Annotated in this window: 19 protein-coding genes and 3 tRNA genes; 18 read left to right on the top strand and 4 right to left on the bottom strand. The window is 60.4% G+C overall.

The genetic code is table 11. The annotated features are described in order from the left end of the window. Window positions 1-86: 86 nt before the first annotated feature. The 16 genes from ACY8D3_RS13565 to ACY8D3_RS13490 all read left to right on the top strand — a co-directional run bounded on the left by ACY8D3_RS13565 (window position 87) and on the right by ACY8D3_RS13490 (window position 16937). Window positions 87-713 carry a TRAP transporter small permease gene (locus ACY8D3_RS13565; protein ID WP_462379297.1) on the top strand — a complete coding sequence of 209 codons (627 nt, stop codon included), beginning with the start codon at window positions 87-89 and terminating at the stop codon, window positions 711-713. A 1-nt stretch (window position 714) separates the two neighbouring features. After that, window positions 715-1998: a C4-dicarboxylate TRAP transporter large permease protein DctM gene (gene dctM / locus ACY8D3_RS13560; RefSeq protein WP_462379296.1), complete on the top strand. Its 1284-nt coding sequence runs from the start codon at window positions 715-717 to the stop codon at window positions 1996-1998. Between the two features lie 399 nt (window positions 1999-2397). Continuing rightward, window positions 2398-4353: an acetate--CoA ligase gene (gene acs / locus ACY8D3_RS13555; protein ID WP_462379295.1), complete on the top strand. Its 1956-nt coding sequence runs from the start codon at window positions 2398-2400 to the stop codon at window positions 4351-4353. A gap of 258 nt (window positions 4354-4611) precedes the next feature. Beyond that, window positions 4612-5595 carry a GlxA family transcriptional regulator gene (locus ACY8D3_RS13550; RefSeq protein ID WP_462379294.1) on the top strand — a complete coding sequence of 328 codons (984 nt, stop codon included), beginning with the start codon at window positions 4612-4614 and terminating at the stop codon, window positions 5593-5595. Window positions 5596-5782: 187 nt separating this feature from the next. Next, the gene (locus tag ACY8D3_RS13545) at window positions 5783-7003 is read left to right on the top strand and encodes an aspartate aminotransferase family protein (protein WP_462379292.1); all 1221 of its coding nucleotides are present in this window, start codon (window positions 5783-5785) and stop codon (window positions 7001-7003) included. An 86-nt stretch (window positions 7004-7089) separates the two neighbouring features. Continuing rightward, window positions 7090-8106, top strand: a complete 1017-nt coding sequence (gene aruF, locus ACY8D3_RS13540) for an arginine/ornithine succinyltransferase subunit alpha (RefSeq protein WP_462379291.1) — start codon at window positions 7090-7092, stop codon at window positions 8104-8106. Between the two features lie 61 nt (window positions 8107-8167). Then, window positions 8168-9193, top strand: coding sequence for an arginine N-succinyltransferase (gene astA / locus ACY8D3_RS13535; RefSeq protein WP_462379290.1), 1026 nt, complete (start codon window positions 8168-8170; stop codon window positions 9191-9193). A gap of 91 nt (window positions 9194-9284) precedes the next feature. Then, the gene (gene astB / locus ACY8D3_RS13530) at window positions 9285-10634 is read left to right on the top strand and encodes an N-succinylarginine dihydrolase (protein WP_462379289.1); all 1350 of its coding nucleotides are present in this window, start codon (window positions 9285-9287) and stop codon (window positions 10632-10634) included. A 54-nt stretch (window positions 10635-10688) separates the two neighbouring features. Next, window positions 10689-10952 (top strand): topoisomerase II, encoded by a 264-nt coding sequence (locus ACY8D3_RS13525; protein WP_462379288.1) that lies wholly within the window; start codon window positions 10689-10691, stop codon window positions 10950-10952. A 61-nt stretch (window positions 10953-11013) separates the two neighbouring features. Then, complete coding sequence (gene ltaE, locus ACY8D3_RS13520; RefSeq protein ID WP_462379287.1) at window positions 11014-12012, top strand: low-specificity L-threonine aldolase; 999 nt, start codon at window positions 11014-11016, stop codon at window positions 12010-12012. A gap of 156 nt (window positions 12013-12168) precedes the next feature. Then, window positions 12169-14793: an alanine--tRNA ligase gene (gene alaS, locus ACY8D3_RS13515; RefSeq protein ID WP_462379286.1), complete on the top strand. Its 2625-nt coding sequence runs from the start codon at window positions 12169-12171 to the stop codon at window positions 14791-14793. Between the two features lie 88 nt (window positions 14794-14881). After that, a complete protein-coding gene (locus ACY8D3_RS13510; protein WP_462379285.1) occupies window positions 14882-16120 on the top strand; it encodes an aspartate kinase in 1239 nt (412 codons plus the stop codon). Between the two features lie 170 nt (window positions 16121-16290). Further along, window positions 16291-16476 carry a carbon storage regulator CsrA gene (csrA, locus tag ACY8D3_RS13505; protein WP_188982696.1) on the top strand — a complete coding sequence of 62 codons (186 nt, stop codon included), beginning with the start codon at window positions 16291-16293 and terminating at the stop codon, window positions 16474-16476. A gap of 60 nt (window positions 16477-16536) precedes the next feature. Beyond that, window positions 16537-16627: transfer RNA gene (locus ACY8D3_RS13500), tRNA-Ser, on the top strand. Between the two features lie 99 nt (window positions 16628-16726). Next, window positions 16727-16803: transfer RNA gene (locus ACY8D3_RS13495), tRNA-Arg, on the top strand. Between the two features lie 57 nt (window positions 16804-16860). Continuing rightward, window positions 16861-16937: transfer RNA gene (locus ACY8D3_RS13490), tRNA-Arg, on the top strand. Between the two features lie 33 nt (window positions 16938-16970). Here ACY8D3_RS13490 and bamE read toward each other — a convergent pair. Continuing rightward, the gene (gene bamE / locus ACY8D3_RS13485; protein ID WP_462379284.1) at window positions 16971-17453 is read right to left on the bottom strand and encodes an outer membrane protein assembly factor BamE domain-containing protein; all 483 of its coding nucleotides are present in this window, start codon (window positions 17451-17453) and stop codon (window positions 16971-16973) included. Between the two features lie 298 nt (window positions 17454-17751). Here bamE and mgtE point away from each other — a divergent pair, with 298 nt between their 5' ends. Then, a complete protein-coding gene (gene mgtE, locus ACY8D3_RS13480; protein WP_462379283.1) occupies window positions 17752-19194 on the top strand; it encodes a magnesium transporter in 1443 nt (480 codons plus the stop codon). A 338-nt stretch (window positions 19195-19532) separates the two neighbouring features. On the opposite strand, the gene ACY8D3_RS13475 is transcribed toward mgtE, so the two are convergent. Continuing rightward, complete coding sequence (locus ACY8D3_RS13475) at window positions 19533-19862, bottom strand: Arc family DNA-binding protein (protein ID WP_462379282.1); 330 nt, start codon at window positions 19860-19862, stop codon at window positions 19533-19535. Between the two features lie 332 nt (window positions 19863-20194). Here ACY8D3_RS13475 and phnN point away from each other — a divergent pair, with 332 nt between their 5' ends. After that, window positions 20195-20761, top strand: a complete 567-nt coding sequence (gene phnN, locus ACY8D3_RS13470) for a phosphonate metabolism protein/1,5-bisphosphokinase (PRPP-forming) PhnN (protein WP_462379280.1) — start codon at window positions 20195-20197, stop codon at window positions 20759-20761. A 25-nt stretch (window positions 20762-20786) separates the two neighbouring features. Here the strand turns inward: phnN and gcvT are convergent, their stop codons facing one another. After that, on the bottom strand, window positions 20787-21905 hold the full coding sequence (gene gcvT / locus ACY8D3_RS13465) for a glycine cleavage system aminomethyltransferase GcvT (protein ID WP_462379279.1): 1119 nt from the start codon (window positions 21903-21905) through the stop codon (window positions 20787-20789). 55 nt (window positions 21906-21960) lie between these two features. After that, window positions 21961-23337, bottom strand: coding sequence for an L-serine ammonia-lyase (locus ACY8D3_RS13460; RefSeq protein WP_462379277.1), 1377 nt, complete (start codon window positions 23335-23337; stop codon window positions 21961-21963). Window positions 23338-23388 lie beyond the last annotated feature (51 nt).

The raw sequence follows: 23388 nt of genomic DNA, 5'->3' as shown, positions 1-23388 counted from the left end.
TGCTTTAGTGTCTGGCTCGATGCGTTGCCGCCCCGTCTGGCGGTACCGGCCCGATCCACAACAACAAATGAAAATCGGAGACCGCCATGACTGCCTTGCGGCGCTTCTGGGACTGCTTCGAGGAGGCCTTTGTCGCCTTCCTTTTGGCAGCCATGACGTTGATCACGTTCGTATACGTGGTCCTGAACAACCTTTACACGGTTTTCTATACGCTCGGCGACAAGTTCGAAGGCGCCAGCGATTTCTTCTATGCGATCGGGGACTTCATCCTCGATTACGCCCAGGCCATGACCTGGAGCAGCGCGATGACCAAGGCGCTGTTCGCCTGGCTGATCTTCTTCGGCATTTCGTATGGCGTGCGTACCGGCGGCCACATCGGCGTCGATGCGCTGGTAAAACTGGCGCCCCGCCATGTGCAAAAAGTGATCGGCATTCTTGCCGTGCTCTGCTGCCTGGCCTACGCAGGCCTGATCAGCGTCGCCAGCTTCGACTGGATGAAAACGCTGTTCAACGCCGGCATCGGTGCCGAGGACCTCGGTCACTTCGGCGTCAAGCAATGGCACATCGGTCTGATCGTCCCGCTGGGGTTTGCCCTGGCGTTCATTCGGTTCTTCGAAATCCTCATCCGCATCCTGCGCGATCAGCAGGTTGGCCTGGGCCTGGCCGACGAAGCGGCCGAGGCCATGAAGCTGGCCGAAGAGGAGAAAAAGTAAAATGACAATCGCCTTCCTCTTTGCGGTGCTGTTCGCGCTGATGCTGATCGGCGTGCCCATTGCCGTGTCGCTGGGCCTGGCCGGCTCGCTGACCATCATGCTGTTCAGTCAGGACTCGGTCCGCTCGCTCGCGATCAAGCTGTTCGAAACCTCCGAGCACTACACGCTGCTGGCGATTCCGTTCTTCCTCGTCGCCGGTGCGTTCATGACCACCGGCGGGGTGGCTCGCCGCCTGATCGACTTCGCAAACGCCACCGTCGGCCACATCCGTGGCGGCCTGGCGATCGGTGCGGTGATGGCGTGCATGCTGTTCGCCGCGCTGTCGGGCTCCTCGCCTGCCACCGTTGCGGCCGTAGGCTCCATCGCCATCGCCGGCATGGTGCGCTCGGGTTATCCCCAGGCGTTCGGCGCCGGTATCGTCTGTAACGCCGGCACCCTGGGCATCCTGATTCCGCCGTCGATCGTGATGGTGGTGTACGCCGCGGCCACCGAACAATCGGTGGGCAAGCTGTTCATGGCAGGCGTTGTACCTGGCCTGTTGCTGGGCCTGGTTCTGATGGTTGCGATCTACATCGTGGCGGTGAAGAAGAACCTGCCTGCACTGCCACGTGCTTCGCTGCGTGAGTGGCTGAGCGCCGCGCGCAAGGCGATCTGGGGCCTTCTGTTGATGGTGATCATCCTCGGCGGCATCTACTCGGGCATGTTCACACCGACCGAAGCGGCGGCCGTGGCGGCGGTGTATTCCGCCTTCATCGCCCTGTTCGTCTACAAGGACATGCGCCTGCGGGATTGCCCGAAGGTACTGATCGAGTCGGGCAAGCTGTCCATCATGCTGATGTTCATCATCGCCAACGCGATGCTGTTCGCCCACGTCCTGACCACCGAGCAGCTGCCCCAGCAGATCACCGCGATGGTGCTCGAGGCCGGTCTGCAACCGTGGATGTTCCTGCTGGTCGTGAACATCGTGCTGCTGATTGCCGGAGCCTTCATGGAGCCGTCGGCCGTGATCCTCATCCTCGCGCCGATCCTCTTCCCGATCGCCGTGCAGCTGGGGATCGACCCGATCCACCTGGGTATCATCATGGTGGTGAACATGGAAATCGGCCTGTTGACGCCGCCGGTGGGCCTGAACCTGTTCGTGACCTCCGCCGTGACCGGCATGAGCGTGACCCAGGTCATTCGCGCTGCCACACCGTGGCTGATGCTGCTGCTGTCCTTCCTGGCAATCATCACCTATGTGCCGTGGGTTTCAATGGCCCTGCCAAATTGGCTTGGCATGCCTTAACCCTGCATTGCGGCACCAGAAGCCCGGCTCTTTGGCCGGGTTTTCGGTGCCGGTCGAACGCGGCGGATCCGCCGTGTCCGTGCCCGACAAATTGGACCGACGGGCACGACTTTCACGGATATCAACCACCGGCTGGAAACCCATCTGCCGCTAGGTGCCCAAGCGTTCTACCAACCATCACCAGCTGAGCAAGCCCACATCACGCGGCTGCGCGTGCTGTCTTTCATGTCAGATCCCCCATGACATGCCGGACGCCTATCTACGCCGGTAGCTGCGCTTTTGTCGGCTGGCCGCACGGGCCTCGGCGGGCTTACCGCTACGACAATGGTCGTATGGCCCGTGCCGTCGGGCTAGGGATACAACTGTACGCAGAAAAACAACTATGAAGAGGTCCTAGCCATGAGCGCTGCTTCCGTGTACCCGGTCCGCCCCGAGACATCCGCCCTGACACTGACGGATGAAGCTACCTACAAGGCGATGTATCAGCAGTCGATCATCAACCCTGACGGCTTCTGGCGCGAGCAGGCCAAGCGGCTGGACTGGATCAAACCCTTCACCAAGGTCAAGCAGACCTCGTTCGACGACCACCATGTCGACATCAAGTGGTTCGCGGACGGCACGCTCAACGTGTCCTACAATTGCCTCGACCGCCATCTGGAAGAGCGCGGCGACCAGCTCGCCATCATCTGGGAAGGCGATGATCCTTCCGAGCACAAGGAAATCACCTACCGCGAGCTGCACGAGCAGGTGTGCAAATTCGCCAACGCCCTTCGCGGTCAGGATGTACACCGTGGCGATGTCGTCACGATCTATATGCCAATGATCCCCGAAGCGGTCGTCGCCATGCTGGCGTGTGCACGCATTGGCGCGATCCACTCGGTCGTGTTCGGTGGTTTCTCGCCCGAAGCGCTCGCAGGCCGCATCATCGATTGCCAGTCGAAAGTCGTCATCACGGCAGACGAAGGCCTGCGTGGCGGCAAGAGGACGCCGCTCAAGGCGAACGTCGACGACGCGCTGACCAATCCGGAAACGCGCAGCATTCAGAAGGTGATCGTCTGCAAGCGTACCGGCGCAGACATCAAGTGGAACCAGCACCGTGACATCTGGTTCGAGGACCTGATGAAGGTGGCCGGCAGCGTGTGCGCCCCGAAAGAAATGGGCGCCGAAGAAGCGTTGTTCATCCTCTACACCTCCGGCTCGACCGGCAAACCGAAGGGCGTATTGCACACCAGCGCCGGCTATCTCCTCTATGCGGCGCTGACTCACGAGCGCGTATTCGACTACAAGCCGGGCGAAATCTACTGGTGCACCGCCGACGTCGGCTGGGTTACCGGGCACAGCTACATCGTCTACGGCCCGCTGGCCAACGGCGCCACCACCCTGCTGTTCGAAGGTGTGCCCAACTATCCAGATGTCACCCGTGTGTCGAAGATCATCGACAAGCACAAGGTCAACATTCTCTATACGGCACCTACCGCAATCCGTGCGATGATGGCGCAGGGCAAGGCGGCAATCGAAGGCGCGGACGGCTCCAGCCTGCGCCTGCTGGGCTCGGTGGGCGAACCGATCAATCCCGAAGCGTGGCACTGGTACTACGAAACCGTCGGCCAATCTCGCTGCCCGATCGTCGATACCTGGTGGCAGACCGAAACGGGCGGCGTACTCATCAGTCCGCTGCCCGGCGCGACCGCGCTCAAGCCAGGCTCGGCCACGCGTCCGTTCTTCGGCGTTCAGCCAGCCCTCGTCGATAATCTTGGCAACATCATCGAAGGTGCCGCCGAAGGCAACCTCGTGATCATCGACTCCTGGCCGGGGCAGGCGCGGTCGCTCTATGGCGATCACGATCGCTTCGTCGATACCTACTTCAAGACCTTCCGCGGCATGTACTTCACCGGTGACGGTGCGCGTCGTGACGAGGACGGCTACTACTGGATCACCGGCCGCGTGGACGATGTACTGAACGTATCCGGCCACCGCATGGGCACGGCCGAGATCGAAAGTGCCATGGTGGCGCACAGCAAGGTCGCTGAAGCCGCGGTCGTGGGTATTCCGCACGACATCAAGGGGCAGGGCATTTACGTCTATGTGACCCTAAACAGCGGAGAGGAGCCGAACGAGCAACTGCGCCAGGAGCTCAAGGCATGGATCCGTCGCGAAATCGGTCCGATCGCGGTTCCGGACGTTATCCAGTGGGCGCCAGGCCTGCCGAAAACCCGTTCCGGCAAGATCATGCGCCGAATCCTGCGCAAGATTGCCACGGGCGAATACGAATCGCTTGGTGATATCTCCACGCTGGCCGACCCGGGCGTGGTGCAATACCTGATCGACACGCATCGGGATATGCAAGCCGCCTAATCCGTCCTTGAATACGAGCCCCGGTGCGGTCATCCGCGCCGGGGCTTTTTCGTTACGGCCTCGCCGAGCGCAACGAATTGTCGCGTGGACGGAAACACGGCATGTCTCTCTAAGGCTAGAATGCCTGCTTTGCCTCTGGCCCGACGCAGGGTGGCGCAAACGTCGCGCGCCCACTGCGATCAGATGCGATATCGGGCATCATGGCGATCGACAGTGCGCCAGTCGCACCATACCTATTAGAAGAGCCCATACGCCGGCATGACTGCCCATCGAATCGGATTTCTGCTCTGGCCCTGCGCCCGACCGATTACCCTTGCGCTGATACAGGAAGTCCTGGAAACGGCGCGCCGTCTTGAACCAGCGGCTGTTTACGAACCGGTGTTTCTCCAGGCGGAAGAACCCACAGCGCGTCCTGGCGGCTGGCAGCTTCCCGGTCGTGCGTGGGGCGGCGAGCTGGCTTTCCAGCGGTTATTCCTCCTCGCGGACGAGCCCAGCGCAACCCCGTCCCAGACCCTCTCCAATGCACTACGTACCTACGCACGAAGCGGCGGCGTACTGGCTGGCATTTCGGCCGGTGTCTATCCATTGGCCGGGCTTGGGCTGCTCGACGGCTACCGAGCATCGGTACACTGGCGCTGGCAGGACGATTTCAGCGAACGCTTCCCGCGTGTGATAGGGACCAGCCATCTGTTCGAGTGGGACCGCGACCGTGTCAGTGCGAGCGGCGGGCTCGCCATCGTCGATCTGATGTTGGCACTGCTCACCCGAGACCACGGTGCTGAGCTGGCGGGTGCTGTGAGCGAGGAAATGGTGGTCGAGCGCATCCGTGAGGGCAGCGAGCGACAGCGCATCCCCCTGCAGAACCGGATTGGGTCCAGCCATCCGAAGTTGACGCAGGCGGTGCTACTGATGGAAGCCAACATCGAAGAACCGCTAACGACCGACGAGATCGCGCAGCATGTATGCGTGTCCCGCCGCCAGCTCGAACGAATCTTCAAACAATACCTCAACCGCGTGCCCAGCCAGTATTACCTGGAGCTGCGCCTTAACAAGGCGCGGCAGCTGCTGATTCAGACGAGCAAATCGATCATTCAGATCGGCTTGTCATGCGGCTTTTCGTCAGGGCCACATTTTTCGAGCGCGTATCGTAATTTCTTCAGCGTAACGCCTCGTGAGGACCGTAATCTTCGTCGGGCCGGTGCAGTGCAGGACAGTGCACCCGCTCCGGCAGAGAGAGGCTGACTGGGTGACTGTCAGGCTGATCGGTCAATTTCCGTCCGACCCTGCTCTTGCGCGGTCAACAATGTTTAAACTGCGCCTTCCAGCGCTCATGTATCCGTGGCGGTCGGTTTTGCCGCCGCATCGCCACCAATCGTTGCCATATTGAATATTCGCCACTGACTCCGTTTACCGGGAGGAGATAGCCCCGATGTCCGCTCCACATGCGCAAGTCCAACGCGCCGATTTCGATCAGGTCATGTTCCCCAACTACGCACCGGCGACCTTTATTCCGGTCCGTGCCGAGGGATCGCGCGTCTGGGATCAGGCAGGTCGAGCCTTCATCGACTTCACAGGCGGCATCGCGGTGAATGCGCTGGGGCATTGCCACCCAAAGCTCATTGCAGCACTGACTGAGCAAGCGGGGAAACTGTGGCACGCTTCGAACGTATTCACGAATGAACCTGCGTTGCGGCTGGCGCGCAAGCTGACCGATGCGACCTTCGCCGAGCGCGCCTTCTTCTGCAACTCTGGCGCGGAAGCGAACGAGGCGGCACTGAAGCTGGCTCGCCGTGTTGCCCACGATCGTTTTGGCCCGGAAAAGTATGAGGTGGTCGCTGCGCTGAACAGCTTCCATGGGCGGACCTTGTTCACCGTCAGCGTGGGCGGTCAACCGAAGTATTCGGACGGGTTCGGTCCGAAGCTCGAAGGCATTACCCATGTCGCCTACAACGACCTGGCGGCACTCGAGGCCGCCGTGACCGAGCGCACGTGTGCCGTGATCCTTGAGCCGATTCAAGGCGAGGGCGGTATCCTTCCGGGCGACCAGGCCTACCTCGAGGGTGCGCGTCGCCTGTGCAACGAGCATGACGCGCTGCTGATCTTCGACGAAGTGCAAAGTGGCATGGGGCGCAGTGGCGAGCTCTACGCGTACATGAACTACGGTGTAATCCCCGACATTTTGTCGAGTGCAAAGGGGCTCGGCGGCGGCTTCCCGATTGGGGCGATCCTGACCACCGAGGCTTTGGCCAAGCATTTCTCCGTCGGTGTACACGGTACGACATTCGGGGGTAACCCGCTGGCCTGTGCTGTCGCCGAAGCGGTGCTGGACGAAGTCGGCAAGCCTGAAACGCTGGCGGGTGTGAAGGCACGTCACGATCGCTTCAAGGAAGGCCTTGAGGCAATCGGCAAGAAATACGGGATCTTTACACACGTGCGCGGCCTGGGCCTGTTGCTCGGTGGTGTGCTGACCGATGCCTGGAAGGGCAAGTCGCGCGATGTGCTACTCGCGGCCGAAGCGGAGCTGCTGATGGTGCTTCAGGCGGGGCCGGACGTCGTGCGCTTCGCGCCGAGTCTGGTGATTGATGAGGCTGACATCGACGAGGGTCTGGCGCGCTTCGAAAGGGCAGTGGCCCGCATTACGGCGTCCTGACCCCGGCACGGGGCACAGGCGCAAGGAACGTTTGCTGATCCGGCGAATGCTGCGCTCGCCGGATCGTGCTTCGAGGAGTTCGACCCATGCTGTTGATGCGCCCAGCGCAAATGTCCGACCTGGACGAGGTGAAACGGCTTGCTTCGGAGAGCCCGGTCGGCGTGACGTCGCTACCGGACGATGCCGGTCGCCTGAAGGACAAGATCGCGGCCTCGGAGGCATCCTTTGGGGCCGAGGTGAGCTTTAATGGCGAGGAGAGTTACTTCTTCGTACTCGAAGACCTTGAGCAAGGCCGACTTGTCGGTTGTTCGGGCATCATCGCTTCGGCTGGCTATTCGGAACCGTTCTACAGCTTCCGTAACGAGACCTTCGTCCATAACTCCCGGCAGCTGAAAATCCAGCACAAGATTCACGTGCTGTCCTTGTGTCACGACCTGACCGGCACCAGCCTGCTGACCAGCTTCCACATTGATGGGACGGCCACCAGCCTGGCGGGCGCCGAGCTCAACTCGCGCGGCCGGCTGTTGTTCATGGCCGACCATCCGGAACGCTTCGCCGATGCGGTCGTGGTAGAGATCATTGGCCAGAGCGATGAGAACGGCGAATCCCCCTTCTGGAACGCCGTCGGCCGCAAGTTCTTCGACATGAGCTACGCCGAGGCCGAGCGACTGTGTGGCTTGCGTAGCCGTGCATTCCTGGCCGAGCTGATGCCCCACTACCCGATATACGTGCCGTTACTGTCCGATGAGGCACAGGAATCAATGGGCCTTGTTCACCCGCGCGCCCAGGTCAGCTTTGACATCCTCATGCGTGAAGGCTTCGAGACCGACCACTACATCGATATCTTTGACGGCGGGCCCACTGTCCACGCCAAGACGTCCGGCGTCCGTTCGATCGCGCAGAGCCACCAGACGCGTGCGCAGGTTGGTAACGGTTTCGAGGGCGGTCGTGACTACCTGGTTGCCAATGGCCGCCTTGATGACTTTCGAGCAACCGTCGCGCGCCTGGAATGCGCGCCTGGTAGTGCGGTCGTGCTGCCGCCTGCGGTGGCCGATCTATTGCGCGTCGAAGAGGGCGCCACCGTGCGCCTGGTGCCGCTATGAGCAGCCGTATACATGCTGGGTTGAGCATCTGTCCTATCGGCCTGCTGTCATGGAGTTTCATATGATCGTGCGTCCTGTGACCCGCGCCGACCTGCCGGCGCTGATGGACCTGGCGCGAGGGACTGGCGCCGGCCTGACTACCCTGCCTGCGAACGAAGAGCGCCTGGCGCACCGGATCGAATGGGCAGAGCAGAGTTTCCATGGCCAAGCAGACAAAGCAGACGCCGATTATCTGTTCGTCATGGAAGATGACGAGGGCCGTGTCGTCGGCACTTCGGCTATCGTCGCCGCGGTCGGCTTGCGAGAGCCTTGGTACAACTACCGCATGGGCCTCACGGTCAGCGGGTCGCGCGAGCTCAATTTCCACAAGCAGATCCCGACACTCTTCCTGGCCAACGATATGACGGGCAACTCGGAATTGTGCTCGCTGTTTCTCCACGCGGATTACCGTACCGGGTCGAACGGTCGCCTCCTGTCGAAGGCGCGCCTGCTCTTCATGGCAGAGTTCCGAGCGTTGTTCGGCACCAAGGTCATCGCTGAGATGCGCGGCGTCTCGGATGCCGAAGGTCACTCTCCGTTTTGGGACAGCCTGGGTCGCCACTTCTTCAAGATGGCCTTCAGCCAGGCGGACTATCTGACCGGGGTCGGTAACAAGGCAATCGTCGCGGAGCTGATGCCGAAGTTTCCGCTCTATACCTGTTTCCTGTCTGAGCAGGCCCGCGAGGTAATCGGCCAGGTGCATCCGGACACGGAGCCTGCGCTTGCGATGCTCAAGTCGGAAGGGTTCGTCTACCAGGGCTACGTCGATATCTTCGACGCGGGCCCTGCCGTGGAATGCGAAACGGCAAAGATTCGCGCCGTTTCGGCCAGCCAGCCGCTGGTTCTGGCGGTCGGCACACCTGGGGACGACGCGACGCCATTTCTGATCCATAACCGTAAGCGGGAGACCTGCCGCATCACATCGGCCCCGGCACGTCTGGCGGCGGGTACGCTTGTGGTCGACCCACCTACGGCGCGTCGCTTGAAGCTGACGCCCGGTGCGCAGGTCCGTGCGGTACCCGTAGCCGCCGGCCCGTTGCCGGCCTGAGGACGATGTCGATGATGGTGCATACGAGCGGTCGATGGACCGGGACGTTGCGACGCCGGGCCGAGTGTCAGTGCGCCTGTGGAGCGCTCGCATGAACGCCTGGGAGGTCAACTTCGACGGACTTGTCGGGCCTACCCACAATTATGGTGGGCTGTCGTTTGGAAACGTCGCTTCCCAGAACAACAGCCAGGGCGCTTCCAATCCGCGCGAGGCCGCCCTGCAGGGGCTGGCAAAGATGAAGGGGCTCATGGACATGGGCTTCCGCCAGGGGTTCGTTCCACCGCAGGAACGGCCTGACATCGAGACCCTTCGCGGGCTGGGGTTTGCCGGGACCGACGCTCAGGTGTTGGCCAAGGTCGCGCGAACATCGATGCCATTGCTGGTCGCCTGCAGCTCGGCCTCGAGCATGTGGACAGCCAACGCCTGCACGGTCAGCCCCAGTGCCGACACGGGGGATGGCAGGGTTCACTTCACGGTCGCCAACCTGAGTAGCAAGTTCCACCGCTCGATCGAGCACAGGACCGCCTCACGTCTGCTGCAGGCCATGTTTCCGGACCCTACGCATTTCGCTCACCATGATGCGCTGCCGGCGGTGGCGCATTTCGGCGACGAAGGCGCTGCGAACCACAGTCGGTTCTGCCGCGATCCGGGCGCGCCGGGCGTCGAGCTGTTCGTGTTTGGCCGCAGTGCATTCGATATCCGTTACGCTCAGCCCATCCGCTATCCGGCCCGCCAGACGCTGGAAGCGTCACGCGCCATCGTGCGCTTGCACCAGCTCGATGAGCGTCGCGTCGTGTTCGCGCAGCAGGATCCAGAAGTGGTCGACTGTGGTGTCTTTCACAACGACGTGATCTCGGTGGGCAATGGTGAGGTGATGTTCTTCCATGAGCGCGCCTACCTTGACCCCGACCGGGTAATTGGGGAGCTCGGGCAAAAGCTGGATGCCCTGGGCGGACGTCTGATTCCCATACGCGTGACGAGCGCAGAAATCAGCGTGGATGACGCGGTGCATTCCTATATGTTCAACAGCCAATTGCTGACCCGCCCTGATGGCAGCATGATGCTCGCCGTGCCAGAGGAGTGTCAGAACAACGGAGCTGCCTGGGGCTATCTTCAGGCGCTGGTGGAGGCCGGGAGCACGCCAATTCGTCACCTGCACGTTGTCGATCTCAAGCAGAGCATGCGCAATGGTGGCGGGCCGGCCTGCCTTCGCTTGCGGGTCACGCTCAACGAAGCGGAGCTGGACGCCGTCCATCCGGGGGTGGTTCTGACGCCTGCGTCGTACGACCGGCTGGTCGAGTGGGTCGATCGTCATTATCGTGACCGCCTGACCGAAGCTGATCTAGCCGATCCACAGTTGCTGGACGAGTGCCGAACCGCACTGGACGCGCTCACCAGCATGCTTGGTCTAGGGTCTATCTACAGTTTTCAAAGAAATTGACGGCGCTGCGGCGCGGTCGGTTGCCGACATGTTCATTGCATCAGGAGCGCCTACATGACATCGCCACTTCGCTTGATTCTCGAAGATACCGACGGTACCCAGCTGGAGACGTCCTGCACGCGGTTCGCCGTGGAATGGCAAGGCAAGGAAGTCTGGATTCAGCCTGTTGGCGATCAGTTGCTGATCGGTGTGGATGTGGAAGAGGGCGATACCGAGTTCACCAATCTCCTGCTTCGTCCGCAGGCAACCAATCTCGTCAGCCTTTCGCTTGAAACCGAAGCAATGGAAATGGACGAAGATTCAGGCGACGACGCCTGATCGACAGGCTGGCCCTGGCTATGCCCAGGGGCTAGTATCGAGGCTTTTACAGGAGCCCGTCATGTCTATCATCGACCTTCGCAGCGATACCGTTACCCGTCCAACGCCCGGCATGCTGGACGCGATGATGGCTGCTGAGGTAGGTGACGACGTCTACGGTGAAGACCCGACTGTCTCACGACTGCAGCAGACGCTCGCGGCACAGTTGGGCATGGCAGCCGGGCTGTTCGTACCGACAGGCACCATGAGCAATCTGCTTGCCCTGATGGCGCACTGCGACCGGGGGGATGAGTACATCGTCGGGCAGCTGTCCCATACGTACAAGTACGAGGGCGGTGGCGCCGCGGTACTGGGCTCGATCCAGCCGCAGCCTGTCGAAATGGAGGCGGATGGCTCGCTCGATCTGGCCCGGGTGGAGGCAGCGATCAAGCCTGATGATTTCCATTTTGCTCGCACCCGTCTGTTGGCACTGGAAAACACCATGCACGGCAAGGTGCTGCCCACTGACTACCTCGTTTCGGCGCGCGCCTTCACCCTCAAGCATGGGCTGGCTCTTCACCTCGACGGTGCCCGTCTGTTCAACGCAGCGGTAAAGCTCGGCGTGGCGCCCGGCCAGATCAGCCAGCATTTCGATTCGGTCTCGGTCTGCCTGTCCAAGGGGCTCGGAACACCTGTCGGGTCGGTCCTGTGCGGCAGCGATACGTTGATTGAGAAAGCGCGCCGCTGGCGCAAGGTTGTCGGCGGCGGCATGCGTCAGGCCGGCATCCTCGCCGCAGCCGGGCTCTATGCGCTCGAGCACCAGGTGGATCGCCTGGCCGAGGACCACGCCAACGCGGCACGCCTGGCGCAGGGGCTGGAGGCGCTAGGCTTCGAGGTCGAGCCGGTCCAGACCAACATGGTCTACGTGCAGGTGGGCGACCGTGCAGCAGCGGTCAAGGAAGCGGCTGCCGAGTGCGGCATCAAGCTGTCTGCGGCGGCTCGCATGCGCCTCGTTACCCACATGGACGTAGACGCTGAGGCCATCGACCGGACCGTCGCCTTTTTCGCATCGCAACGCTGAACCCGATAGAGTGTGACGAAGCGGCCCAAGGGCCGGCGGCACGCTGTGTGGCTCGATCATGGCCATTGGCATGCTCTATCTTACAAACCACTGTTTCTGCGGCAGCAGGCCGATATAATGCCGGCCCCGCCGCCGTTGTTTGCCTGGAATATTCGAATGAAAAGCGCAGAAATCCGTGAAGCCTTCCTAAGCTTCTTCGAAGAGAAGGGGCACACTCGCGTCGCCTCGAGTTCGCTGATCCCGGCGAACGATCCGACACTGCTGTTCACCAATGCCGGTATGAACCAGTTCAAGGACTGTTTCCTCGGGCATGAGAAGCGCGCGTACACCCGCGCAACCAGCAGCCAGAAATGCGTCCGGGCGGGCGGCAAGCACAACGACCTCGAGAACGTCGGCTACACGGCGCGCCACCACACGTTCTTCGAGATGCTCGGCAATTTCAGTTTTGGCGACTACTTCAAGCGCGATGCGATTACCTATGCCTGGGAATTCCTGACCTCGGAAAAATGGCTCGGCCTACCGAAGGACAAGCTGTGGGTCACTGTCTACGCGAGCGACGACGAGGCATACGACATCTGGACGAAGGAAGTTGGCATCCCGGCCGAGCGCATGGTTCGCATCGGTGACAACAAGGGTGCTGCTTACGCGTCGGACAACTTCTGGACGATGGGCGATACCGGTCCGTGCGGCCCGTGCACCGAGATCTTCTATGACCACGGCGCCGACATCTGGGGCGGCCCTCCCGGGTCGCCGGAAGAAGACGGTGACCGTTACATCGAGATCTGGAACAACGTCTTCATGCAGTTCAACCGGACAGCAGACGGTGTCCTGCATCCGCTGCCAGCACCGAGCGTTGATACCGGCATGGGCCTGGAGCGCATTTCCGCGGTCCTGCAGCACGTTCACTCGAACTACGAGATCGACCTTTTCCAGCATTTGCTAAAAGCGTCTGCCGAAGCGATCGGCTGCGCCAATGACGATAATCCGTCGCTCAAGGTCGTGGCCGATCACATTCGCTCCTGCAGCTTCCTGATTGCCGATGGCGTCCTGCCGTCTAATGAAGGCCGTGGTTACGTATTGCGCCGCATCGTTCGCCGCGCCTGCCGCCATGGCAACAAGCTGGGCGCGCGCGGCGCCTTCTTCCATCGCATCGTGGCTGCACTGGCTTCCGAAATGGGCGAAGCGTTCCCCGAACTCAAGCAGCAGCAGGCGCATATCGAGCGTGTGCTGAAAACAGAAGAAGAGCAGTTCGCAAAGACATTGGAGCAGGGGCTCAAGATTCTCGAGCAGGATCTTACTGACCTGTCCGGCACCGTCATTCCGGGCGGCGTCGTATTCAAGCTCTATGACACCTACGGTTTCCCTGTGGACCTGACCAACGACATCGCCCGCGAGCGCGGCCTGACGCTGGATGAAGCGGGATTTGAGCAGGAAATGGAGGCGCAGCGCGAGCGCGCGCGCTCGGCCAGTGCTTTCGGCATGGACTACAACGCGGTCGTGAAGGTCGAGGGCGAAACCCGGTTCCTGGGTTACGACGCCACCAGTGGCAGCGGCCATATCCTCGCCCTGTTCAGGGAAGGCGTGGCGGTCGAAACGCTGAAAGAGGGTGAAGAGGGCGTGGTCGTTCTGGACCAGACGCCGTTTTATGCGGAGTCTGGTGGGCAGATTGGCGACTGCGGCTATTTCGAAGGCCCTGGCGTCCGCTTCGATGTGCGCGATACCACCAAGGTGCGTGGCGCGTTCCTGCATCACGGCCTGGTTGATAAAGGCAGTCTGAGCGTAGGGTCCGACGTTCGGGCCGAGGTTGATAGCAGTGTCCGCGGCAATACGGCTCTCAATCATTCTGCGACGCATCTGTTGCACGCTGCCTTGCGTCAAGTGCTGGGTGACCATGTCCAGCAGAAAGGCTCGCTGGTCGACAGTCAGCGTCTGCGTTTCGACTTTAGCCATTTCGAAGCAATCAAGCCTGAGCAGCTCAAGGCGATCGAAGACATGGTCAACGCCGAGGTGCGCCGTAATACCGCGGTTCAGATCGAGGAGACGGACATCGAGACTGCAAAGCAGAAGGGCGCAATGGCGCTTTTCGGCGAAAAGTATGGCGAGCGCGTTCGTGTTCTGACCATGGGCGATGGTTTCTCGGTTGAGCTTTGCGGCGGTACGCATGTCCAGCGCACCGGCGACATCGGACTGTTCAAGATCACCAGCGAAGGCGGTACGGCTTCTGGGATTCGTCGCATCGAAGCAGTGACCGGCGCGGCGGCGCTTGCTCATCTGAACGCAGCGGAAGAGCAGTTGAAGGAAGCAGCTTCGATCGTCAAAGGTAGCCGCGACAATCTGCTGGACAAGCTTTCCGGACTGGTCGAACGCAATCGCCAATTGGAAAAGGAGCTCCAGCAGCTCAAGGCGAAGGCGGCCAGCAGTGCAGGCGATGACCTTGCGGCATCCGCGAAAGACGTCAAGGGCGTCAAGGTACTCGCTTCCCGAATCGACGGCCTCGATGGGGATGCGCTACTGGCGCTCGTCGACCAGCTCAAGAACAAGCTTGGTCAGGCAGTGATCCTGCTCGGTAGCGCAACGGACGGCAAGGTCACGTTGGTGGCGGGTGTGACGCAGAACCTGACAGGGCAGCTCAAGGCCGGGGACCTCATGAAGCAGGCAGCTGCGGCGGTCGGCGGAAAAGGCGGTGGTCGTCCGGACATGGCGCGTGGCGGCGGTACCGATGCCGGGGCGTTGGACGAAGCGCTTGCCCTGGCGACTACCTACGTCGAACAGGCGCTCTGATCGCATTGCTCCAAACAGGCCTTGTCCACGCCCGGCAAGGCTTGTGGAAAACGAAACGGGCGCCCTCACGGGACTAGGCGGTTTTTAGATGGCTTTGATCGTACAAAAATTCGGGGGCACCTCCGTCGGCACCATCGAGCGCATTCAGCAGGTGGCCGAGAAGGTGAAGAAATTCCGCGAAAACGGCGACGACATCGTCGTTGTCGTTTCCGCAATGAGCGGCGAGACCAATCGACTGATCGATCTGGCCAAACAGATTACCGACGGCCAGCCCGTACCACGCGAGCTGGACGTAATGGTGTCCACCGGTGAGCAGGTGACCATTGCCCTGCTGGCGATGGCGCTGATCAAACGCGGAGTGGATGCAGTCTCGTATACCGGTAACCAGGTCAGGATCCTGACAGACAGTGCCCATACCAAGGCGCGTATCCTGCAGATCGATGACGCACGCATCCGTAGTGACCTGTCAGCGGGCAAGGTCGTTGTGGTTGCGGGTTTCCAGGGTGTCGACGAGCACGGCAATATCACCACGCTCGGGCGCGGTGGGTCCGATACCACCGGGGTCGCGCTCGCCGCCGCTCTGAAGGCGGAAGAGTGCCAGATCTATACCGACGTCGATGGCGTCTACACCACCGATCCACGTGTCGTGCCTCGTGCTCAGCGTCTGGAGAAGATTACCTTCGAAGAGATGCTGGAGATGGCCAGCCTTGGCTCGAAGGTGCTTCAGATTCGCTCTGTGGAGTTCGCAGGTAAGTACAACGTCCCGCTGCGTGTATTGCACAGTTTTCAGGAGGGGCCCGGTACCCTCATTACCCTTGATGAAGAGGAATCCATGGAACAGCCGATCATTTCCGGCATCGCTTTCAACCGCGACGAAGCCAAGCTGACGATCCGTGGGGTGCCGGATATTCCCGGCGTAGCGTTCAAGATTCTCGGGCCAATCAGCGCGGCGAATATCGAAGTCGACATGATCGTGCAGAACGTTGCGCACGATAACACCACTGATTTCACGTTCACGGTTCATCGCAACGACTACCAGAGCGCGCTGCGTGTGTTGGAAGAGACGGCTAGCCAGCTGGGTGCGCGTGAGGTGAAGGGCGATACCGATATTGCCAAGGTCTCGATCGTAGGTGTTGGCATGCGTTCCCACGCGGGGGTTGCCAGCCGAATGTTCGAAGCGTTGGCAAAAGAGACCATCAATATCCAGATGATCTCGACCTCCGAAATCAAAGTGTCTGTAGTGATCGAGGAGAAATACCTCGAGCTGGCCGTACGGGCTTTGCATACGGCCTTTGAGCTCGACGCGCCCGCGAGGCGTGTAGAGTAGGTCACAAAAAGGCGCGCCAATGGCGCGCCTTTTATCTTCATCGACCTTCGGTCAGGAATTTCGTGTTCCGGATCGAGGTCAAATCTTGGCGAGAGCCAGTGACCCATAGGTCATGCTCGAGCCTTTTATTTGCAGACTGTCCTGAAATGATTCATCCGAAGGAGAAAGGAATGCTGATTCTGACTCGCCGGGTCGGAGAGACCCTGATGGTGGGCGATGACGTAACCGTCACCGTGCTTGGCGTAAAAGGCAACCAGGTCCGTATCGGTGTAAACGCGCCCAAAGAGGTCGCTGTGCACCGCGAAGAGATCTACCAGCGTATTCAGAAAGAGAAGGTCGACGAACCAAGCCACTAATTTTCCTTAATTTTTGGCTTTGCAAGCGGGGCAAAACATGAGTATCATGCGCCCCGTTGCGGAGAGGTGGCCGAGTGGCCGAAGGCGCTCCCCTGCTAAGGGAGTACACCTCAAAAGGGTGTCGGGGGTTCGAATCCCCCCCTCTCCGCCATTGCATTTCTAGGGTTCCAACACGCTTCGGTGTGGCGAATTAAGTAAGTTTCACAAAGACTTGCAGAACTCGAACAGATCCCTATAATGCGCAGCCCACGCACTCATAGCTCAGCTGGATAGAGTACCCGGCTACGAACCGGGCGGTCGGAGGTTCGAATCCTCCTGAGTGCGCCATTTACTGCTTGAGGCAGTTGCCCCCTTCAGAGCACCACTGGTGTTGACGAAGGTTATGCACTCGTAGCTCAGCTGGATAGAGTACCCGGCTACGAACCGGGCGGTCGGAGGTTCGAATCCTCCCGAGTGCGCCATATCAGAAAAAAGGCCCGCAATGCGGGCTTTTTTTATTTCCGCACACAGCCATCCCCGTCGAAGCTCACCTGGCGACGATTTCCCTGTCGATCCCGGTAGTGGTAACGCAGCTGGCCGTTCTGGCCCGTGATTGTATCCGGCCGTCCAAGCATGCTCTCTACATCCCGGCGCGTCATGCCGGCACGTATGTCATTTTTAATGATGGCTTCCCGGCGTGACGCTCCCGTGACGCGATTTCCGCACCCGTCATCCTGGCTCCCGACGACTACCAGATCATCAGTGGCCGTTGGTGGGGAAGGCAAGGGTGGTGCCGCTATGGGAGCCATTGTTATGACCTCCCTGCCGCCTGGGCGAGCATTGGTAGCCGTGATTGTGGATTGCTCGTCATTGGCAGGGCAGCCGTGCGCCGTGTAGGTGACGTGCCCATCGTGAGCAGTGCAACGCTGCAGTGTCGCGGCGTAGGATGCGTCCATGGTAGAAACCGTGACTGCAAGCATATGAAACCAAACTTTCATCGAACGTCCTCCCTGACGTCAACGCAGCGTATCTAAATGATCGATCAGGGAAAGTCGAGGTCCACTGTAATGTGGGGCCGTTCCGCTTCTTTGTTTTCCGATTTTCGTTGCGGTGATCCCGGGCGTGATTCAAATGCGCGCTTCGTTGGAGATGTGTATGATGTCGGCCGTCAGTCCCGCCGGGACTTGTGGACCCCCTCCATGGACTTACCCAGTAGTTACTCAATCCTTTCGTTTCAACGATCATTTGCTGATTGATTGAGCCCCGTGGCCATCCGCTGCTGGGGCGGAGCGTGCCATGACTGAAGTAGAAGCCAAAAAGCCGCAAGAAAGCCTGCAGGACCGCCTTGGCCAGGTGGTCGACCTCCTAAATCGCCATCGCGTTGTCGAAGAGCTTGCCCACCGTCAGGAAGGGCCTCATCAGGCGCTTGTCGAGAATCTCGTCCACCGTCAGAACCTCGTCAAACTGCAGCGCCGGCTCGATGAGCTTCATCCGGCAGATATCGCCTATATCCTTGAAGCGCTTCCGCTTGAGGATCGTTTGCTGGTCTGGCAGCTGGTCAAGGCCGACCGTGACGGTGAGATCCTTCTTGAAGTGTCCGATGCCGTCCGTGAGACGCTGCTGGCAGACATGGATGACCACGAGATCCTGGCGGCTGCCAAAGAGCTCGATGCGGATGAGCTGGCGGACCTCGCGGCAGAACTGCCGCGGGATGTCGTGCATGAGCTCATGGAGAGCCTTGATGCACAGCAGCGCGAGCGCGTCCGTTCCGCGCTGTCCTATGAGGATGACCAGGTCGGTGCGCTCATGGATTTCGAGATGGTCACCATCCGGGAGGACGTGGCTCTCGAGGTGGTACTGCGCTACCTGCGACGGCTGAAGGAGCTGCCTGGCCACACGGACAAATTGTTCGTGGTGGACTACGAAGGCGTGCTGAAGGGCGTATTACCCATCAAGCGCCTGTTGGTGAATGATCCTGAGAAGCAGGTTGCCGAAGTCATGGCAGCCGATCCCGTTAGTTTCCATCCGGACGGCGATGCGTACGAGGCGGCTCAGGCGTTCGAGCGTTATGACCTCATTTCGTCGCCTGTTGTCGACAAGAACGGCAAGCTCATCGGCCGCCTCACCATCGATCAGATGGTCGACCTCATTCGTGAAGAGGGCGAGGCTGAGGTACTGAACATGGCCGGTCTGCGCGAGGAGGAAGACATCTTCGCATCAGTCTGGAAATCAGTACGCAATCGCTGGGCGTGGCTCGCAATCAATCTGGTAACCGCTTTCGTAGCCTCCCGGGTGATCGGGCTATTTGAAGGCTCGATCGAGAAGTTGGTTGCGCTTGCCGCGCTTATGCCGATCGTTGCCGGCATTGGCGGTAACTCAGGCAACCAGACCATCACGATGATCGTCCGTGCAATGGCACTGGATCAGGTCAATCCGGCAAGTACCAGACGGTTGCTGCGTAAGGAGCTGGGTGTGTCCCTAGTCAATGGCGTCGTATGGGGTGGTGTGATCGGGGCTGTTGCCTACCTGCTATATGGAAGCTGGTCGCTCGGTGTAGTGATGACAACAGCGATGACGCTTAACCTGTTACTCGCGGCGCTCATGGGGGTATTGATACCGATGACGCTGGCGAAGATGGATCGAGATCCCGCTATGGGGTCGAGTGTCATGATTACGGCCATGACCGATAGCGGTGGCTTCTTCATCTTCCTCGGCCTGGCGTCGGTGTTCCTGCTGTAAGCGAGCCTATCTGGGGAGGTAAATCGCCGGGCTGCTACAAGGCAAACCAGGCATGAAAAGGCCGGCATTTATGCCGGCCTTTTCTCGTTCTGCTGCAAAGGCTACAGATCTGCTGTTAGTGGCGAGACGAGCCCCTGCGGGGCGGGCGGAGAGCGAAGCGAGAAGCATGGCAATCCGCCGGCCTCAAACGATCCTGCAACGGCAAGTAGCTATGTGGCCATACGTTCAGCGGAGGATGCGAGGCGCGGAGCGCATTCAGGGCGAGAGGCGTGGTGGTGCGGCGTCGGTGACTGAGAATCCAGGCAGCCGGCATTGCGCCGGCCGCGGAGGTATCCGGATCAGGCGTCTTCGTTGGCGGCCATTTCCACATCGTGCGCAATGAGCGCGACAAGTGCATTCTGCTGGCGGCGGGAGAGCTGGCGGAAGCGCTGAAGCAATTCGCGCTCGTGAAGGCTAAGTTCGGGGCTGTCCAGGCGCATGTTCAGTTCGTCGCTGATAGCGCCTTCTTGAATGAGACTCTGCTCGAGACGGGCGATGATCTCGGAGTTCATGCTGCGGTGATGGTTGCGCGCCACGTCTGCGATACGTTCACGCATGCCTTCTGGCAGTCGAACGACGAATTTGTCAGCCGTACGGCTGGAATAAATAGCCTGTTTCATAGGGCGCATACAAATACCGATTGGTCTGTGGGAATGATGCTGGCATTCCGCTATATAGGAAATCGTCACTGTTCGACCTGTGAGGACAGGAATCGTTCAGTTTTCAGCACCACGGCTAGGGTAGAGTCTAAATATTTTTGACGCCAAATTATGGTCGCATTGTGTACCAGCTAAAGGCTATTGGCCAGCACCATTTGGCGTATTTTTCCACATTCGAATTAATGCGTTATCGAGCGGCCATTCTGGGCGCTGCCTGTGTCTGAAAAAGGGCGTATCATCGCCCACTTCGAAGCCGACGCCACAGGGTGTCCGGCAAAGGCACAACAAACCGGGATGGTCCAATGGCGGGAAAACTGATTTACCTGATGGGTCCTTCGGGATCAGGTAAGGACAGTTTGCTACGCGCGGCACGTACACGGCTCGAGCACATGGGCTTTCGTATCGCACGCCGCGTCATTACGCGTTCGGCTGAAGCGACAGGCGAAGATGCCTTGGCGGTTACCCCTGTCGAATTCGAAGAGATGCGGGAGCAGGGTGCGTTCGCGCTTTACTGGCGCGCCAACGGCCTGGGGTATGGCATATCGAAGGAAATCGATACCTGGCTTTCGGAAGGTTCGCATGTGCTGGTCAATGGATCGCGGGAGTACCTTCCGAAAGCACAAGAACGTTATCCCGATCTTGCACCTGTCCTGCTTTCGGTGAGTTCTGGCGTCTTGAGCCGGCGGCTGCTCGCGCGTGGCCGCGAATCGCTCGGCGAAATCGAGGCTCGCATGGCGCGTAATTCAACGTTTCGGCGCCCTGATCACGGTAGCCAGCAAGCACTGACGCTCGATAACTCCGGCGATCTCGAAGCATCGGTAGAGTCGTTTCTGGCGCTCTTGTCGGAAGTGGTCGAATCAAAGGCGTAGGCGCTCTGACCTACGCCTCGTCCATTCATCCGCGGTAGTACCGCTGCGGTACGAACGGCGTCTTCGAGACTTTCATCGCTACCCGCTTTCCGCGCACGATTGCCCAGACGTCGGTATCGATCGCGGCATGCTCGCAATCGATGTAGCCCATTGCAACGGGGGCGGCGAGGGTGGGTCCGAAGCCTCCACTGCATATTTGACCTATCTCGTCGCCCTGGCCGTTTACGATCTGGGTTCCTTCACGTACGGGGATGCGCTCCTGCGGCAGCAGCCCTACGCGTTTACGGCTGACGCCGGTGCGTTGCTGCGTGAAGATGCGCTCGGCGCCTGGGAATCCGCCCGCGCGTTCGCCATCGCTGCGGCGCGCTTTTGATATGGCCCAGGTCAGCGCTGCTTCAACGGGCGTCGTTGCAGCACTCATGTCATGGCCGTACAGGCACAGGCCGGCCTCGAGTCTCAGCGAGTCCCGGGCGCCGAGTCCGATCGGCTGAACCTCGGACTCAGCCAGCAGGCTACGCGCGAGCATTTCCGCATGTTTGGTAGGTACCGAGATCTCATAGCCGTCTTCGCCTGTGTAACCGGAACGGCTGACATAGCAATCCACGCCCAGCAAGCGAACCGTAGCGATCGACATGAAGGTCATGCTACGCACCTCGGGTGCAAGGCGCATGAGCACGTCTACCGCCTTCGGCCCCTGAAGCGCGAGCAGGGCACGCGCCGAAAAGAGACTCGTGACTTCGCAATGTCCGCCCAGATGCTTTTGGATGTGCGCGAGGTCCTGAGTCTTGCAGGCCGCGTTCACCACTAGGAAGAAGGTATCCGCACCAAGGTTGGCAATCATGAGGTCGTCGAGGATTCCGCCATTCTCATCGAGGAACATCGCGTACCGCTGCATGCCGACCGGTAGGTCGATAACGTCGATAGGCGTGAGCGACTCCAGCGCGCTCGCAGCTCCGGTGCCACGGACCAGGACTTGTCCCATATGGGAAACATCAAACAGCCCGGCATGTTCGCGAGTGTGCAGGTGTTCCTTCATCACGCCGAGCGGATATTGCACGGGCATCTCATAGCCTGCGAACGGGACCATCCTGGCGCCCAATTCGAGATGCAGGTCATGGAGGGGAGTCTGGGCAAGCTCAGTCATTGTTGTTTCCTTGGCCAATTGCGACTGAGCGCCCTGGGGTTACCGGTACGGTCAGTCAGCATTCAATAATATTTACCGCCAGCCCACCGCGGGCGGTTTCCTTGTATTTGGTTTTCATGTCGGCGCCGGTTTGGCGCATGGTACGGATGACCTTGTCCAGCGAGATGAAGTGCTGGCCGTCACCGCGAAGCGCCATGCGGGCTGCGTTGATGGCTTTGACAGAGCCCATCGCATTGCGCTCGATACAGGGCACCTGAACGAGACCACCTACGGGATCGCAGGTAAGCCCCAGGTTGTGTTCCATGCCGATCTCAGCGGCGTTTTCGACCTGCTGAGGTGTGCCACCCAAAACCTCGCACAGTGCGCCTGCCGCCATGGAACAGGCGACTCCGACCTCGCCCTGGCATCCAACTTCGGCGCCGGAAATGGAGGCGTTCTCTTTATAGAGAATGCCAATAGCCGCAGCGGTCAGCAGAAAGCGCATGACGCCCTCGGTCGTGGCGCCGGGCACGAACCGATCGTAGTAATGAAGGACGGCAGGGACGATCCCGGCTGCTCCGTTGGTCGGCGCAGTGACGACGCGACCGCCGGTGGCATTCTCTTCGTTGACCGCGAGCGCATAGAGATTGACCCAGTCCAGGACGCTCAAGGCATCACGCAGATTGGCTTCAGGCCGAGCGCACAGCTGTCGATGAAGCGCCGCTGCCCGCCGTTTGACCTTCAGCCCACCCGGCATGATGCCTTCATTCTTGCAACCGGCCTGGACGCAATCCTGCATCACCTGCCAAATTTGCATCAGCCGGTCTCGGGTCTCTGATTCGTCGCGCCACGCCCGTTCATTACGAAGCATCACCTCGCTGATCGAGAGCTGATGTTCCGTACATTGGGCAAGGAGCTCGCGGCCCGTTTTGAACGGCAAGGGAAGCGGTGTGCTGTCTTCGACGATTCGATCTACACCAGCAGCTTGATCGTCCACGACGAAGCCGCCGCCTACGGAGTAGTACTCGCGTTGACGCAACTCGATGCCGTAGCCATCCAGTGCCCTGAAGATCATGCCGTTGGGATGGGACGGGAGCGCTCTGCGAATCATCGCAAGGTGCTCCTTTTCCATGAAGACGATTGGCTTCCGACCAAGCAGGGTCAGCCGGTTGCTTTTCCTGATGTCGGCGAGGCGTGCATCGATGGTCGTGGTATCCACCAGGTCAGGCTGCTCGCCCTCGAGACCCAGGAGCACGGCCTTGTCGCTGCCGTGACCCTTGCCGGTCGCGCCGAGGGATCCGTAAAGCTCGACCCGGACGCTTTCGGTCGAATCCAGGAGGCCATCTCGCTCAAGCCCTTCTACGAATCGGGCGGCAGCTCTCATCGGGCCTACCGTGTGCGAGCTGGAAGGACCAATGCCGATTTTGAAAAGGTCGAAAACACTAAGCGCCATGAGCTCACCTTCGTCAGGAAGGCGCGCGGGCAAGGTACCCGCGCGCTGGGG

The organism is Pseudomonas sp. Marseille-QA0892 (genome assembly GCF_054950135.1).
The sequence above is the reverse complement of the archived record's forward strand: the minus strand, read 5'-3'. Positions and strand labels throughout refer to the sequence as shown.